Source organism: Neptunomonas qingdaonensis (assembly GCF_900113275.1).
Lineage (GTDB): Bacteria > Pseudomonadota > Gammaproteobacteria > Pseudomonadales > Balneatricaceae > Neptunomonas > Neptunomonas qingdaonensis.
The window spans coordinates 19,244-35,202 of record NZ_FOOU01000007.1; the positions used below are offsets into that span (position 1 = coordinate 19,244).

Consider the following 15,959-nt stretch of genomic DNA (forward strand, 5'->3'; position numbering starts at 1 on the left):
CGCGTTAGGTTATTTCATGTAACGAGATTGAAAGAAGAACCGTTATAAAAACGGCAGAGTCGTGACTAAAGGAGTGGCAATTAGCCATGGTAAAGGTTCGAGAAGATCATCCTGTACATGATGATGGGACAGTTGATTTGGATTTGTGGCTGTGGCGTCTGCAGCAGCAAGTTGAGCTTGAAGATATTGAACAGGTTCGTCTTGCCTGTGATATTGCAAAACAGGTTTTTGAGCAGACAAGTAGCACATCAGGAAACAGTTATCTTGCCGGGCTTGAAATGGCTCAGATTATGGCTGAACTGCAGCAGGATCAGGAATCCATTATTGCTGCGATTCTATATCGTAGTGTGCGCGAAGATAAATTAAAACTCGATACAGTTAAAAATCAGTTTGGCCCGGTGATCGGAACATTGATTGAGGGTGTTCTGCAGATGGCGGCTATTGGTAGCCGTGCTAATCCACGTATTGAACATACGGTATTAGGCGCTAAAGCCCGTCAAATCGATACAGTGCGTAAGATGCTGGTGGCCATGATTGATGATGTGCGGGTTGCACTGATCAAAATTGCTGAGCGCACCAGTGCCATCCGTGGGGTAAAAGATTCCTCGCGAAGAAAGCGTTTTCTGGTCGCGCGTGAGGTGTTTGATATCTATGCCCCACTCGCGCATCGTTTGGGGATCGGGCATATTAAATGGGAGCTCGAAGATCTCTCCTTTCGTTATTTGAAGCCCACCGATTATAAGCATGTTGCCCAGCTTTTGGATGAAAAACGCTTAGATCGTCAACAGTTTATTAATACTGTTGTGACCACGTTGAAGCGTGATCTGGGAGCCCAGAATATCAAAGCCGATGTGAATGGCAGAGCAAAGCACATTTACAGTATTTGGCGGAAAATGCAGCGTAAGAATATAGAATTCAGCCAGGTATATGATGTGCGTGCTGTGCGTATTCTGGTGCCTGAGATCCGGGACTGTTATACCGCATTAGGGATTGTGCATGGCTTATGGCGCAATATACCGCATGAATTTGATGATTACATAGCATCGCCCAAACCGAATGGATACCGATCGTTACATACCGCTGTGTTTGGTCCGGAAGGTAAGGTTCTGGAGATACAGATTCGCACACCAGAAATGCATGAAGAGGCTGAGTTGGGTGTCTGTGCACACCACTTATATAAAGGTACCGATACCTATTCGAAGAGCGATGCTTATGAAGATAAGATTGCCTGGTTACGTCAAGTACTTGAATGGCATGAAGACCTGGGGGATACCGAGGCTTTTGGCGATATATTACGCGGCGATGTTGTACAGGATCGTCTTTACGTCTTTACGCCAGGTGGACATGTTATTGATATGCCGTTGGAGTCCACCGCGCTGGATTTTGCCTATAGGGTGCATACTTCAGTTGGTCATCGTTGTCGTGGTGCGAAAGTTAATGGCCGTATTATAGCGTTGAATAAGCCGTTAAAAACGGGAGATCAGGTAGAGATACTTACCGGTAAAGAGGAACTGCCTCGCCGCGACTGGCTGAATACGAATAATGGATATCTGACTACCTCTCGCGCCCGCGCAAAAGTGGCCCATTGGTTTAAGTTGCAGGACAAGGATAAAAACGAGGAAGCCGGTCGACAGATTTTCGAGCGTGAGTTCAAACGTCTGGCGCTTTCGATGAGCGAGGTCGATATGACGCTTCTTGCTCAGGAAGTACACTATAAGTCGGTTGAAGATATGTTTGCGGCATTGGGCGCCGGGGATATTCGTTTTTCTCAGATACTCAACGCGGCGCAACGCCAGGTGGAAGCATCCTCGCATGATGAGCAGTTAGATTTAGCCCTGCCTAGTGTGGCCAGAGACAAGTACAAAAAAACGTCAAGCTCCGGAGTGCGTATTCTCGGCGTGGGGAATTTGCTGACCACTATTGCTTCGTGCTGCAAACCGGTACCTGGAGACTTGATAGTGGGCTTTATCACGCAGGGGCGAGGGGTTTCAATTCATCGTGAAGATTGCGCTAATTTGCTAAATCTGAGAGAGCATGAAGGGGAGAGGGTCGTTGCTGTTGACTGGGATGAAGGGGGTGGGACAACTTATCCGGTTGATATCCTCATTGAAGCGTATGACCGTTCCGGGCTGCTTCATGATGTCATGATGGTACTGGCTAATGAAAAGCTCAACATCCTGTCGGCTAATACCCTGACAGATAAAAATAGCAATGTTGCAAATTTATCACTGACGATAGAAATTTCTCGTCTGGAGTTGTTGGGTCGTATCATGGATAAAATTAGTCAGTTACCGAATGTGGTGGATGTGCATCGCCAGCGAAATGGTTTTTCTCAAGAATGAATGGCTACTCTTTACAAGACCTGATCTATTTAATGGAGCGCTTGCGTGATCCGGAGCATGGTTGTCCGTGGGACCTTAAGCAGGATTTCAGCAGCATTGTGCCGCACACGCTGGAGGAGGCGTATGAGGTTGCCGATACCATAGAAAGAAAAGATTGGGCACACCTGGAAGATGAATTGGGTGATCTGTTATTTCAGGTCATCTTTTATAGTCAACTCGGTAAAGAGCAGTCTTTGTTCGAGTTTAATTCCATCGTCAATCAATTGGTCACTAAGCTTATTCGTCGTCATCCACATGTGTTTCCTGATGGCCGGTTAAGAACCCCGCCCGCACAGCTCAAGCTGAATGAACAACAGATCAATGCAAATTGGGAGAAGATTAAACAGCAAGAGCGCGTCGGCAAAGCTAAAGCGGCTATTCTTGATGATGTGCCTAAAGGATTACCGGCGTTGAGTCGCGCAGAAAAACTGCAAAAACGGGCGTCCCAGGTAGGTTTTGATTGGAACGATCCGCTGCTGGTCCTGGATAAAATAGAGGAGGAGATCGCAGAGCTTCGTGAAGCGATCGCGCAGGGAAATCAGGCCGCTATTCTCGATGAGATGGGCGATGTGATTTTTGCTCAGGTTAATTTAGCACGGCATCTGGGGGTGAAGGCTGAGATTGCGTTACGTTCCACTAATCAGAAATTTGAGCGGCGCTTTAATCACGTTGAAGCCTGTGTGGAAAGCTCCGGTAAAGCCTGGGATGAGTATGCTCTGGATGAATTGGATCATTTTTGGGATGAGGCAAAACAGAAAGGGTTATGAAAATGACATGGTTTGTCTTGGTTGTGATAGTCATGGCCGGCTTAGGTTACTGGAATTGGCAGAAAACCCAGGATCAGCTTCAGGTACTACGCAATAGTAGTTTTAATATAACGGCTGACTTAAAAGGTGAGCCTCGTCTTGTTATTGATAGTACTCAGAGGCAGCTGGCACTCGTTAGTCCTCAGGGTTATCGGATTATTCCAATGAGCGCGATTGTTCACAGCGAGATGGAGTTTGATCGTGGCGTTCAGATAGATAAAAATTTTCGGATCGAATTGCAATTAATAATGTCTGAGAGGTCGGCTGGGCCTGTTGTCTATGAAAATGAGACGTTAGCCAGGGCCGCATTGGAAAAGCTACACTCGGCGCTTCGTTAAGTCATTGTTGGCATTAGCTTTCCACTAATACGACTATAAACTTTTCACTTGAATTGATTTGCCTTCCCTTCACTTCTGCCATAGGCGACTAAAGCCTGATTTGTGCAAAGTTAAAATAAAATCTATGCTCTGTGGATTGTGATTCGATATTCACTAAGGAGCTGGGAATGAACGATCTGCATGAAGCCTTACGCGATGATGTCAGGATGTTGGGCGATAGCCTCGGGCAGACAATAGAAAAACATCTGGGTAAAAAATTTCTGGAGAAAATAGAACGGGTACGCAAACTGGCTAAAGCGGGTCGTCATGGCACCGAAAAAGACAGAGATAATCTGCTTACTGAACTCAAAGGGTTGAGTGAGGACGAAATGCTTCCCGTTGCCCGCGGTTTTACGCAATTCCTTAATTTAGCCAATATCGCTGAAGAGCATCACCGGGTTCGGCGTCATCAGGAAATCTGTGATCTTGAAGCAGCCGATTCTTATGTGCAGCTATTGAAACGGCTGAAGAAAGAAGGCATTGGTGTAACGCAGATTCAACAAACATTAGCTGAGATGCAAGTTGATCTGGTGCTGACTGCACATCCTACCGAAGTTAATCGCCGTACACTGATTCAGAAGTATGACGCCATCACTGATTGTTTGCGTGGATTAGATCGCGGAGAGTCCGAGCAGCACCGTTTAAAAGAACTGATTAGCCAGATTTGGCATACGAATGAGATCCGTCAGGTACGCCCTACGCCTATTGATGAAGCAAAGTGGGGTTTTGCTGTCATTGAAAACTCCTTGTGGGAGGCTGTTCCTACCTTTTTAAAACGTTTAGATGAGCAAACCCATGCCATTCTGGGCCAGGGGTTGCCGCTTGATTGCTCGCCGATACGTTTCTCATCGTGGATGGGCGGCGATCGTGACGGTAATCCTAATGTTACGGCCGTTGTTACTGAAGAAGTACTGATGTTATCCCGCTGGATGGCTGCAGACCTGTATGTGCGGGATATTGATGTCCTGCGTGCTGAGTTATCCATGTATAACTGTAATCAGGAGCTGCGTCAGCGGGTAGGAGATGCCCCTGAGCCCTATCGTCAATTGTTGGGTGAGGTGCGCGATTCACTGGTATGTACTCAACGTTGGATTAAAGAGCGTTTGGATCAGGAGAGTGAAGTCAGTAGTGTGCTTTGCCCGATGCTGACGCCTGATAAGCTGCTAGAACCTCTGATGTTGTGTCATCGTTCGCTGGTTGAATGTGGTATGGAGATTATTGCAGAGGGGCCGCTTGAAGATATTATCAGGCGGGTGGGTTGCTTTGGTATGACCTTGGTTCGTTTGGATATCCGTCAGAGTTCAGACCGGCACGCGCAGGTATTTGAAGAAATTTCACAGTTTTATGGATTGGGCTCCTATATTCATTGGACAGAAGAGGGGCGGCAGGCATTTTTGTTAAAAGAGCTGCAAAGCAAACGTCCTCTGATCCCGCGTGGCTGGCATCCATCGCCTGAAGTGCAGGAGGTCCTGGATACCTGTAAAGTCGTCGCAGAAGCTGATCCGGCATCCTTAGGTTCTTATGTTATCTCGATGGCCAGCCATCCGTCTGATGTGCTCTCTGTCATTCTGCTGTTGCGTGAAATGGGTATCAGCCATGATATGCGTGTGGTGCCGTTGTTTGAGACATTGGATGACCTGGACAGTGCACGCGATTGTGTCGATGCATTGCTCTCTGTGCCGTGGTACAAGCAATATACGCATGGTCATCAGGAGGTAATGATCGGTTATTCAGACTCCTCCAAAGATGCGGGTCAGTTAGCTGCTGCATGGGGGCAGTTTAAAGCACAAGAGGCGCTCACTGAACTATGTCAGGCGCATGATGTGCACCTAACGCTATTCCATGGCCGTGGTGGTACAGTCGGACGTGGCGGTGGCCCTAGCCATACAGCCATACTTGCTCAGCCGCCGGGATCGGTGGATCGCAGCCTGCGGGTGACCGAGCAGGGAGAGATGATTCGCTTTAAGTTCGGTATCCCTGAGCTGGCGGTACGAAATCTGGAGCTCTATACCGGTGCTGTTCTGGCGGCGACTCTGTCTCCTGAGCCTTCACCGAAGAATGTCTGGCGTGACCAGATGGAGAAGATGGCGGAAACAGGGCTGCAGGCTTATCGGTCTGTGGTGAGACATGATGCGCAATTTGTGCCTTATTTTAGAGCGGTCACACCCGAACAGGAGTTGAGTAAACTGCCGCTGGGATCCCGGCCGGCTAAACGCAAAGCGGACGGCGGCGTTGAAAGCTTACGCGCGATTCCATGGATATTTGCCTGGACTCAGATTCGACTGATGCTACCGGCTTGGCTGGGTTCTGATACCGCACTGGAAGCAGCTGTTCGCAATAATGAGTTGCCCTTGCTGCATGATATGTACGCCAAATGGCCGTTTTTCCGCTCTTATGTGGATATGCTGGAAATGGTGTTGGCAAAAAGTGATACGCGCCTGACTGAATATTATGAATCAAGGCTGGTCTCGGATGAGTTGAAGGTACTGGGTTCAAGTCTGAGGCATCGTTTATCGGTTGCCGTAGAAAAAGTGCTGGATATAAAGCAGCGTAAGGAGTTGTTGGTGGATAATCCGGTGATTCAGCAATCCATTGATGTACGGAATCCCTACATAGACCCTCTGCATTTTTTACAGGCTGAGCTGCTTTATCGTGACCGAAATCATCCTGATCAGCGCTTAGAACAGGCATTAATGGTGACGATGGCGGGTATTTCTGCGGGGATGCGTAATACGGGTTAATGTAAGTACGGGGTTGAGCCAAAGGCTACTTTGGCTTACTCTCGCCTCTTGGTTTTAAATTATGTCCGATATTTTGCTAAGGAAATCAGTCAAATAGTCCTTTGGGTGATGTTTTCTAGATAATGCTAGTGCTAATGTCGAATTGTCGGTGTGGCAATGCCCCAGTATGGTTCTTACCCAATATCGTGCTGGTTGCGTTGGTTTTATAGGCGTAGAGCGAAGCAAGCCATTTTTGGATGGTCCAATCGAGCACACTAAAAAATTTATTTTCTTAATAGTTAGAGTAGGGGAAATCCTTAATGCGTATTATTCTTCTTGGCGCACCAGGCGCTGGTAAAGGCACTCAAGCGCAGTACATCACCGAGAAGTACGGCATCCCTCAGATCTCAACTGGCGATATGCTGCGAGCGGCTGTGAAAGCCGGTACACCTCTTGGCGTTAAAGCTAAGGCAGTCATGGATGCTGGTGAACTGGTATCCGATGATATTATTATCGGGCTGGTAAAAGAGCGTATTACAGAAGCAGATTGTGAGAATGGCTTCTTGTTTGATGGTTTTCCTCGTACTATCCCTCAGGCTGATGCCCTGAAAGATGCCGGTGTTGTTATTGATGCTGTTGTTGAGATCGACGTGGCAGATGACGAAATCATTAAGCGCATGAGTGGCCGCCGGGTTCATCCAGGTTCAGGCCGTACCTATCATCTCGTTTTCAATGCGCCGAAAGTAGAAGGCAAGGACGATGTTACTGGCGAAGATCTGGTACAGCGTGCGGATGACGTTGAAGAGATCGTACGTGATCGTCTGAATGTTTATCACGATCAGACAGCACCTCTGATCAGCTACTATAAAGGCTGGGGTGAAGCTAAAAAGCCAAATGCACCTAAATATGTCTATGTTGCCGGTGTCGGAACAGTTGATGATATCCGTGAAGAAGTCTTTGCGGGTTTAAAGGAAGCCGAGTAGAGATAAAAGCCTGAGTAAAATATTATTTCAGGTTAAGAAATAGGAAAAAGCCGCTTTATGCGGCTTTTTCTGTTTTTGCTTGGGTACATTCAAAGCAGGGCTGGGTTTTTGAATGTATCTTCGGGATAATAGCTGCTTTCATTTTGAGCAGATAATCGATATGCCTGACTCGATCAAAACAGCGGTTATACTTACCAATCTTGGGACGCCTGATAAACCAGAAGCTGGCGCGGTAAAACGATACTTGCGGGAGTTTCTTTCTGATGCTCGTGTCGTTGAGGGGAAAGGTGTTCGTCGTCTGGCTTGGTTGGCAGTGCTTAATTTTATCATCCTGAACTTACGCCCACGCAAAGTGGCAAAACTTTACCAGGCCATCTGGGAGGATGATTCCCCGATGCGTAAGATTCTGAATGAGCAAGTAACCGAGTTACAACTGCAGTTGCAGCAAAAATATCAGGCCGCTCCGTGTGTTTTTGCCGGAATGAGCTATGGTTCACCTGGTTTAAAAGAGCGCTTGGCATCTTTAGCCTCACATGGCTATCAGCGAGTATTGATTATTCCCATGTATCCACAATACTCAGCGACCACAACCGCACCGATTTATGATCAGATTGCGCGTTTTCAGCTCGGACGACGAGAGGTGCTGGATATTCGCATCGTGAAGTCTTTTTATGATCATCCGGCGTATATCAACGCATTGGCAAGTAGTATTCGCTCGTTTCAAGAGACCAGTGAGGGTTCTGAAAAGCTAATGCTGTCTTATCACGGTATCCCCAAAGAGTATGCCGAGAAAGGTGATCCCTATCCACAGCAGTGCCATAAGACATCTGAATTAGTGACAAAAGCGCTGGGGTTAGCCGACACGCAATGGATCACTACATTTCAATCACGTTTTGGTCCTGCGCAGTGGTTGCAGCCTTATACTGATAAAACACTTGAAAGCTTAGCACAGCAGAAGGTCACAGCTATCGATGTAGTGTGTCCTGCTTTTACGGCCGACTGTCTGGAGACGTTAGAAGAGATTGCCGAAGAGAATAAAGAGGTGTTCCATAAAGCAGGCGGCAAGTCGTATCAGTATATTCCGGCTGTAAATAGTACCCCTGCTTTTATCGATACGTTAAGAATACTCATAGAAGAACAGGCCGCTGACTGGCTGAAGTCAGATAATCAAGCAGAAGAGGAAACTAATGCAGCCTGAATTAATATTTGGCTTTCATGCCGTTAAGACCACGCTTAAGTATGATGCGGCTCGCGTACAACGAGTTGTGGTTCTTAAAGGGCGTGAGGATGAGCGTCTCAACCAACTATTAGAAGAACTGGGGGATAATATCCGCGTTGAGCGGATTCCCCGGCAAAAACTGGATGAGATGGCGCAGGGCGGGGCGCATCAGGGAGTGATCGCTGTGTGTACACCGATGGAGTCAAAGGTTGAAAGTTTTCTTTATCAGCTGTTGGATAAGCTGGATGAGGCTCCCTTTTTACTCGTGTTGGATGGCGTCACTGATCCACATAATCTGGGTGCTTGTTTACGTACGGCGGATGCTGCTGGTGTACATGCTGTGATCGCACCAAAAGATAAGTCTGCGCCGTTAAATGCGACTGTCTCTAAGGTTGCTTGTGGTGCCGCAGAAGTCATTCCGTATGTGCAAGTGACTAATCTTGCGCGTACTTTGCAAGAGTTACAGCAACGCGGTATCTGGATTACCGGAACTGCGGGTGAAGCGGAGCAGATGGTCTATCAGGCCAATCTCACCGGGCCGATGGCGCTTGTTATGGGGGCTGAAGGAAAAGGAATGCGTCGCCTGACGCGTGAAGGATGTGATTTTCTGATTAAAATCCCGATGGCCGGTGAGGTCAGTAGCCTGAATGTTTCAGTAGCTACGGGTGTGTGTTTGTTTGAAGCGGTGCGTCAACGTCAGTTATAGTGGGTACAACCTAGCTTGCTGTTAAGGACAACATGATGAAGCAGATATTGGTATATGGCGACTCTTTATCCTGGGGGATTATTCCCGGAAGCCGAAAACGTTTGGCGTTTGATAAGCGTTTACCCGGCGTAGTTGAAAAGCAGTTGCTGGCGCAAGGTCATGCCATCAGAGTTATTGAAAACTGTCTGAATGGCAGGCGCACAGTATGGAGTGATCCATATAAGCCAGGACGTGATGGTTCAGAGGGACTTGGGCAGGCCATTGAGATCTGCTCGCCGTTAGCGCTTGTAGTGTTGATGCTCGGCACCAATGACTTTCAAGTGATGCATCATCACAATACCTGGATGTCATCGCAAGGTATGGCAAAATTGATTACGATTATTCGTCAGGCTCCTATTGAACCAGGAATGCCTGTTCCGGATATTTTAATTGTTGCGCCACCGAAAATGCTATCTCCTAAAGGCCCCGTTGCTGTTAAATTTGAGGATGCGGAACATAAATGTATAGGGCTGGCTGACGCCTTGAAGCGTGTTGCTGAAGAGCAGCAAGTATACTTTTTTGACGCCTCAGATGTGACAGAGGCGAGCCGGATCGATGGTATTCATCTTGATGAAGACCAGCATCAAACGCTGGGTTTGGCGTTGTCTGAAGTGATCAAGTGCATTATTGAGCTGCAAGAATAACGACACAAATAAAAGCGCCAGAATGAAGAGTTATAATAGGTGCAGAAACAGGGAGGTAACGTGGTTACCGTTAGTATGCAAGACACGCTTCAGTTAGATGAAGTGATGACACTATACCGGGCAAATGAATGGTCCTCAGCAGATAAGCCAGAGCAGCTGATGCAAGCGCTGCGTAATTCCGATACCTTAGTGACGGCTCGTATAGCAGGCAAGCTGGTGGGTATCGGCAATGCTATTTCGGATGGTTTTTTGGTAGTCTACTATCCTCATCTGCTGGTTCATCCGAGTTTTCATGGACAAGGGATTGGGCGACAGTTAATGCAGGCGTTACAACAAAAGTACACACATTTTCATCAGCAAATGCTAACGGCGGATGGTGATGCTATCGGATTTTACAAACGCTTGGGTTTTGAAAAAGCAGGAAAGGCTCACGCTATGTGGATTTATGCCGGCACAGATCACTGAGTAATGATCATTGAGTTAATGACCCTGAACCTTGGCTCAGGGTCATATGCCGGTTTTTTTACGGATAGTATCAGGCGTCAATAACATCCAGAGTATGTAACGCGATCATCGCTTCCTCATTAGTGGGAATCACTCTGACAGTGATCTTGCTTAATTCTGTGCTGATTACCTGAAGGTTGTTTGTGTTCGCTTTTTCATCAAATACAACCCCCAGCCATTGGCTACGATTTAATACCCGTTCTCGTAAGTCCGCATCATTTTCACCAATACCGCCGGTAAAAACGATCTGTTCTAAGCCACCCAGCGCGGCGGACAAGCGACCTAACTCCAGTGCGATACGGTAGGCCAGCATATCAATAGCCTCTTCTGCTTGCGGTGTATTTGCCTGATGAAGTGTCAGCATATCAGATGAGAGACCTGAAACGCCCAGCCAGCCGCTTTCCTGATAAATCATTTTTTCAAGTGCGTCGGTGTCCATATGGTGATGGCGTTGCAGATAAAGTAAAACCCCCGGGTCCAAATTTCCGCATCGGCTTCCCATGGGCAAACCGTCCACTGCGGTGAATCCCATGGTTGAAGCGATACTTTTTCCCTGGAGGGTAGCGCACATGCTGGCACCCGCACCCAAGTGGCAAACAATGGTTTTAGCTTTGCCGGCTTTATCTGAAATGTGACTCAGGCTTTTTTGAATATACTCATAAGACAGCCCGTGAAAGCCATAGCGATGAATGCCTTCCTCCGTGAACTTACGCGGAATGGCATAATGGCGCTCAACCGCGGGTTGACCCACGTGAAACATCGTATCGAAACAGGCTATCTGCGGTAGTTCCGGCGCAAGCGCCTGGCATGCTTCAATCAAGAGTAGATTATACGGCTGATGCAATGGAGCCAGCGGAATAAAGGTTTTCAGTTGTTTTAACACATGCTCATTGATCAAGACAGGAGCGCTATATTGCTCACCCCCGTGCACAACGCGATGGCCAAAAGCCGTTATTTCAAGATGCGGCGTGTGCTCTGCCAGCCATTCTAAAACAGTACTGAGTGCTTTTTTATGCCGTTCAGGTTTATCGATACCGCTAACATCGATGGACGGTGGCGTAATTTTGTCGCCGTTGCCATCTTTGAGTGTAATGCGGGGATCACCCAGAATATTCCCCAGTTTGAACTGGTAGATTGGCGTTGCATTATCCTTTTCTGCTTTGAAAAGAGTGCACTTCAGGCTGGATGAGCCGCCGTTAATAGTCAGGATAGTTTGCATATTTCCTTCTTACGATACTGGGTGATGAACCATATGTGATGCCAGCGCGCAGGATGCCAGGCGGCCTAAAGTCTTCTCTGAGCGGCTGGTCAGAATAATAGGGACTTTAGCGCCTAATGCGATGCCCGCAGACTTCGCATCAGCCAGATAAATGAGCTGCTTGGCTATCATGTTGGCTGACTCCAGGTCGGGCGCTAGCAGAATATCGGCATCACCAGAAACGGGTGAGTTAATATGCTTGTCGATAGCCGCCTGCAAAGAGATTGCATTGTCAAATGCCAATGGACCGTCCAGAAGACCGTTGGTTATTTGTCCGCGATCTGCCATTTTACACAGACAAGCCGCATCAATGGTGCTGGGCATATAAGGTTTTACTTTTTCGATGGCGGCCAGAATAGCGACTTTAGGCTCGGCTACGCCAAGGGCACGGCAAAAATCGATAGCATTTTGTACGATATCACGTTTTGTCATCAGGTTAGGAACGACATTAATGGCTGCGTCTGTAATAACTAAAGGCTTGTGGTAATTAGGAATATCAAATACAAATACATGGCTTAGGCGGCGTTCAGTCCGTATGCCTTTTGTTTTGTGAATCACGGCGCTGATTAGTTCAGAGCTGCCTAAGTCGCCTTTCATAATCGCTTCTACATCAGCCTGGCGTGCCAGTTCGCATGCCATTTCTGCGGCAGCATGGCTGTGCTCTACATCGATGATTTCATAATTTGAAATATTAAGATTAAGTTTTTCTGCTGCCGCCAGAATTTTGCTTTTCGGACCAATCAGAGTAGGGACAATAAGATTATGCTCAGCGGCTTCAATCGCACCCATTAAACCATTGTGATCAACCGGATGTACAACAGCTGTACGAATGGGGCGTGCTTTTACCGCTTGTTCAATAAAAAATTCGAGCTGGTTATGCACAGGAGGTTGTTCTTTAAGAATCATGATCTATCTACCTTAGTTCAAGGGTGATCCAGCTATCTTGACCGCTCTGGAATGTATTTGAAGTATAGTTTAGTACAATTTAATGTTTGTGACGCATTGCAACAAATAGTTTTCATGATCTATATCACAAAGTCTAATGATTATTAACATGTCGTCAGTTCTGGATGCCTTGAGAAAGGTTCAAGGTCTATTTCGCTCTGTTTAATAAGTGCGTTTGTCAGTGTGTTTGCTAACGGTGTTTTTAAGTTCCATACATGCCAGTAAAGCGGTACTGATAAAAAATATCCAGGTTTAATATCAATGAGTTGTCCTGATTTAAGGAGTGTGTCACCTTGCTGGTCAGGAATCATGCCTGCTGCAAATCCACGGGTAATAAAATCGATAAATGCTGCGAATGAAGGGACGCGGTGAGCAGGGTAGTCTCCCTGAGAGATATCAAAAAATTTACTTAAATAACGATGTTGCAGTGCATCTTTATAGTTGTATTCAACGATGGGGGCTTGCATCAGATGCTGCTTATCACAGCCATTAGGGAAGTACTTTAGTATGTATTCAGGGGATGCCAGGCAGCGATATACTGATACCCCGAGTGGAATACAGTGGCAACCTTGCAAGGGTGTCGAACTGGAAGTAATGCACCCCATCACTTCGCCACTGCGCAACAGGTGATGTGTTTGATCCTGATCATCAACTTTAAGATCCAACAGTACGTTATGCTGTTTTAAGATCGGATCTATGGCGGGTAAAAACCAGGTCGACAGACTATCCGCGTTGACGCCAATAGATAATCTGATATGCCCCGATTTCAGCACAGGGTTCAGTTCTGACATGACTTCATTTTGCAGCATCTCAATCTGGCGAAAATGTTTAAGCAGTGTCTGGCCTGCAGGCGTTGGGCTTATTGGATGCGAGCGGATGAGTAATGTTTGCCCGACCATCTCTTCCAGTTGTTTAATGCGTTGAGAAACGGCGGACTGAGTCACATGCAGTCGTTGAGCCGCTCGTTCGAAGTTTTTTTCTTCAAGAACGGTGGAAAGTGCTTTGAGTTGTTTATAGTCAATCATAAGAAATTCTAATCAAATATTAAAATCATTAGTTTTATTATATTGTAGTTATCAAGCACACTCTTCTCCAGTGTTTATTCAGAAGGGGGCGATATGTTTATTTTTATGGCGAAGGGGTATATGGCAGCAGCCGTCCTCATAATGGCGATTGGTGCGCAGAATGCCTTCGTATTAGCACAAGGGGTTAAGCGTCAATACCATTGGCCGGTCGCCACTATCTGTATTCTGGTTGATGCGCTTTTTATTAGCATAGGCATGATTGGCGCTGGCGTTGTCATCCAGCAGTGGCCGATTGCGCTTAAGCTGTTTCAGGTCGGTGGTTTTATTTTTTTATGTGTTTATGGTCTGTTTGCATTCAGGGCGTTTATATCGCCCACAGGACTGACTGCGGGTCAGGCAAAAGGGGATCTTAAATCAGCAATTATCACAGCCTTGGCAGTGAGCTGTTTAAATCCGCATGTGTATTTGGATACTGTTGTCTTGCTCGGTAGTATTGGTAATCAGTTTGCAGGAGGGGAGAAAACCAGCTTTTGGGTCGGCGCAATTTTAGCCTCATTTAGTTGGTTCGTTTTTTTGACGTTTCTGGCGAAAAGCTTATCACCCTGGTTGGGTAAACCGCATATCTGGCGTTGGGTCGAGGGGTTAGTCGCACTGATGATGTGGGCCATTGCTGCTTGGCTGTTGCTTAAGTTACTGGGTGTGATTGGTTGATTTTCAAACAGCAAAAAGCCCGCCGAAGCGGGCTTTAAAAAAGTCTATTGAGGAGTTAGATAGCAATACCTAAAGACTTCAGCGTATTCATTGTCAACTGGCCAGAAGCCATACCATTAGCTTTCTGGTAAGCGTTCACGGCTTCCATTGTACCCTTACCGAGTATGCCATCAATGCTGCCAGGGTTGTAGCCTTTGGCTTTAAGGGCGCGCTGCAGATCACTAATCAGACTTGGCTTAGTGTTCGTTTCACAAAGAATTGAGCGCCATTCCAGGTAGGCATCGCTGATTTTGGCACGCTTTTCAACGGTTTTGAATTCAGCAGGAATAGCAATCGCTTGTTGCTGAGCCGGTTTAATCAGCTTACGCACTTTAACGGTTTTGTATTCAGCAGGCACAACAATCTTACGGGTAGTAGCTGGTTTGTCTACTACACGACGCGTAATGGTTTGGGTTTTACCCGGAATAGCAACGGTTCTTACCGTTTCAGGTTCAACCAGAACCGTTTTAGTTACGGTTTTGTATTGAGCGGGTACTTCCACTAAACACATGATTTCACCGGTTCCGGCATCAACTTTCTGGATGGGGCCAGTGCCTTTTTTCCATTCAGTATGAGCTGGGCGAACCAGAATTTTCTCTGTGACTGTTTTATATTTAGCGGGCACACGAATAAGTTTCTCAGATGCTTCAGCGACGACCATGCTTTCAGATACATTTTTGTAAGTAGCCGGGATGACTTCTAAGCGCTCATAGGCTTCTTTAACCAGTACTCGTTGTTCAGCGTAACCATATTCAGGTGCTGAGGTTTTGATACGCTGGCCAGCGTCTCTTACCTGAACAGTTTCAGATTTCATAGCGTATTTAGCAGGGACAACAACACGTGCGTAGCATTCGCCTGGCTGAGGGTTGGGTGGCAGCAAGCTGGTTGTCTGGCTTTCTCGTGTCAGACGTGCAATTTCAGACTCCAGTTGAGACGTATCGCCCTGGGCGTTTCTTACCGTGGCCAGTTCTTGCTGAAGCGCTCGATATTCAGACGAATTTTTGATATCTGTCTGAGCAGAATTATTGTTGGTAGCCGAGCAGCCTGAGAGTACTGCGATAGCCATAGCTGAAACGGTGAAAGTAAAAATTTGCTTTTTCATGACAGACTTCCCTGGGGATTGTTTTTTTGGGGTTAAGGGAAGTCTATAGATCTTTTAATGAAGGAAATATGAACGGAAATGTTCATATTTTGTTCATAATTTCTCGAAACATGCTCAAATTGGCTGTTTTAATGTCGCTTGGTAGGGTGGCCATCCCATGGCTTTACCACCGAGAACATGCAGGTGAATATGGTAAACCGTTTGCCCGCCATGATTGTTGCAGTTAAAAACGGTTCGGTATCCATCTTCTGCAATACCTTGATTTTTAGATATTTTCCCTGCGGTCATGACCATGTGGCCTACCAGCTCGCGGTCATCTTCATTTATATCATTTAGCGTGCTGATATGTTTTTTAGGAACCACTAAGAAATGCAAAGGCGCTTGTGGGTTGATATCGTTAAAGGCGATAACCTGATCGTCTTCATAAATGACTTGCGCCGGAATATCTTTATTAACTATTTTACAAAAAAGGCAGTCCATTATAAGTTCTCTGTTTAGAT

At 46.7% G+C, this 15,959-nt stretch carries 15 protein-coding genes; 10 read left to right on the forward strand and 5 right to left on the reverse strand.

Annotated features, from left to right (window positions below):
* Positions 1–86: 86 nt before the first annotated feature.
* The 9 genes from relA (at position 87) to BM099_RS11405 (ending at position 10,340) form a co-directional block, all read left to right on the forward strand.
* Positions 87–2,342, forward strand: a complete 2,256-nt coding sequence (gene relA, locus BM099_RS11365; RefSeq protein WP_090728186.1) for a GTP diphosphokinase — start codon at positions 87–89, stop codon at positions 2,340–2,342.
* The gene (mazG, locus tag BM099_RS11370) at positions 2,339–3,148 is read left to right on the forward strand and encodes a nucleoside triphosphate pyrophosphohydrolase (RefSeq protein ID WP_090728188.1); all 810 of its coding nucleotides are present in this window, start codon (positions 2,339–2,341) and stop codon (positions 3,146–3,148) included. The genes relA and mazG overlap by 4 nt, the downstream gene beginning before the upstream one ends.
* A gap of 2 nt (positions 3,149–3,150) precedes the next feature.
* The gene (locus BM099_RS11375; RefSeq protein WP_143083764.1) at positions 3,151–3,525 is read left to right on the forward strand and encodes a hypothetical protein; all 375 of its coding nucleotides are present in this window, start codon (positions 3,151–3,153) and stop codon (positions 3,523–3,525) included.
* A 167-nt stretch (positions 3,526–3,692) separates the two neighbouring features.
* Positions 3,693–6,305, forward strand: coding sequence for a phosphoenolpyruvate carboxylase (gene ppc / locus BM099_RS11380; protein ID WP_090728193.1), 2,613 nt, complete (start codon positions 3,693–3,695; stop codon positions 6,303–6,305).
* Between the two features lie 299 nt (positions 6,306–6,604).
* The gene (adk, locus tag BM099_RS11385) at positions 6,605–7,267 is read left to right on the forward strand and encodes an adenylate kinase (protein ID WP_090728196.1); all 663 of its coding nucleotides are present in this window, start codon (positions 6,605–6,607) and stop codon (positions 7,265–7,267) included.
* A 112-nt stretch (positions 7,268–7,379) separates the two neighbouring features.
* Positions 7,380–8,465, forward strand: a complete 1,086-nt coding sequence (gene hemH / locus BM099_RS11390; protein WP_232349162.1) for a ferrochelatase — start codon at positions 7,380–7,382, stop codon at positions 8,463–8,465.
* The gene (rlmB, locus tag BM099_RS11395; protein WP_090728198.1) at positions 8,455–9,192 is read left to right on the forward strand and encodes a 23S rRNA (guanosine(2251)-2'-O)-methyltransferase RlmB; all 738 of its coding nucleotides are present in this window, start codon (positions 8,455–8,457) and stop codon (positions 9,190–9,192) included. Before hemH ends, rlmB begins: the two co-directional genes overlap by 11 nt.
* Before the next feature lie 35 nt (positions 9,193–9,227).
* Complete coding sequence (locus BM099_RS11400; RefSeq protein WP_090728200.1) at positions 9,228–9,875, forward strand: SGNH/GDSL hydrolase family protein; 648 nt, start codon at positions 9,228–9,230, stop codon at positions 9,873–9,875.
* Between the two features lie 60 nt (positions 9,876–9,935).
* Positions 9,936–10,340: a GNAT family N-acetyltransferase gene (locus BM099_RS11405; RefSeq protein ID WP_244889937.1), complete on the forward strand. Its 405-nt coding sequence runs from the start codon at positions 9,936–9,938 to the stop codon at positions 10,338–10,340.
* A 70-nt stretch (positions 10,341–10,410) separates the two neighbouring features.
* Here BM099_RS11405 and BM099_RS11410 read toward each other — a convergent pair whose 3' ends face one another.
* The 3 genes from BM099_RS11410 to BM099_RS11420 form a co-directional block, all read right to left on the reverse strand.
* Positions 10,411–11,598, reverse strand: a complete 1,188-nt coding sequence (locus BM099_RS11410) for an acetate/propionate family kinase (RefSeq protein ID WP_090728202.1) — start codon at positions 11,596–11,598, stop codon at positions 10,411–10,413.
* 9 nt (positions 11,599–11,607) lie between these two features.
* Positions 11,608–12,543 carry a bifunctional enoyl-CoA hydratase/phosphate acetyltransferase gene (locus BM099_RS11415; RefSeq protein ID WP_090728204.1) on the reverse strand — a complete coding sequence of 312 codons (936 nt, stop codon included), beginning with the start codon at positions 12,541–12,543 and terminating at the stop codon, positions 11,608–11,610.
* Positions 12,544–12,686: 143 nt separating this feature from the next.
* Positions 12,687–13,607, reverse strand: a complete 921-nt coding sequence (locus BM099_RS11420) for a LysR family transcriptional regulator ArgP (RefSeq protein ID WP_090728207.1) — start codon at positions 13,605–13,607, stop codon at positions 12,687–12,689.
* A 93-nt stretch (positions 13,608–13,700) separates the two neighbouring features.
* Between BM099_RS11420 and BM099_RS11425 the strand changes: the two genes are divergently transcribed.
* Complete coding sequence (locus BM099_RS11425) at positions 13,701–14,318, forward strand: LysE/ArgO family amino acid transporter (protein ID WP_090728209.1); 618 nt, start codon at positions 13,701–13,703, stop codon at positions 14,316–14,318.
* A gap of 55 nt (positions 14,319–14,373) precedes the next feature.
* Here the strand turns inward: BM099_RS11425 and BM099_RS11430 are convergent, their stop codons facing one another.
* Both BM099_RS11430 and BM099_RS11435 read right to left on the reverse strand, forming a co-directional pair.
* Positions 14,374–15,459, reverse strand: coding sequence for a peptidoglycan-binding domain-containing protein (locus BM099_RS11430; RefSeq protein ID WP_232349161.1), 1,086 nt, complete (start codon positions 15,457–15,459; stop codon positions 14,374–14,376).
* Positions 15,460–15,573: 114 nt separating this feature from the next.
* A complete protein-coding gene (locus BM099_RS11435; protein ID WP_177201156.1) occupies positions 15,574–15,939 on the reverse strand; it encodes a histidine triad nucleotide-binding protein in 366 nt (121 codons plus the stop codon).
* Positions 15,940–15,959: the final 20 nt, after the last annotated feature.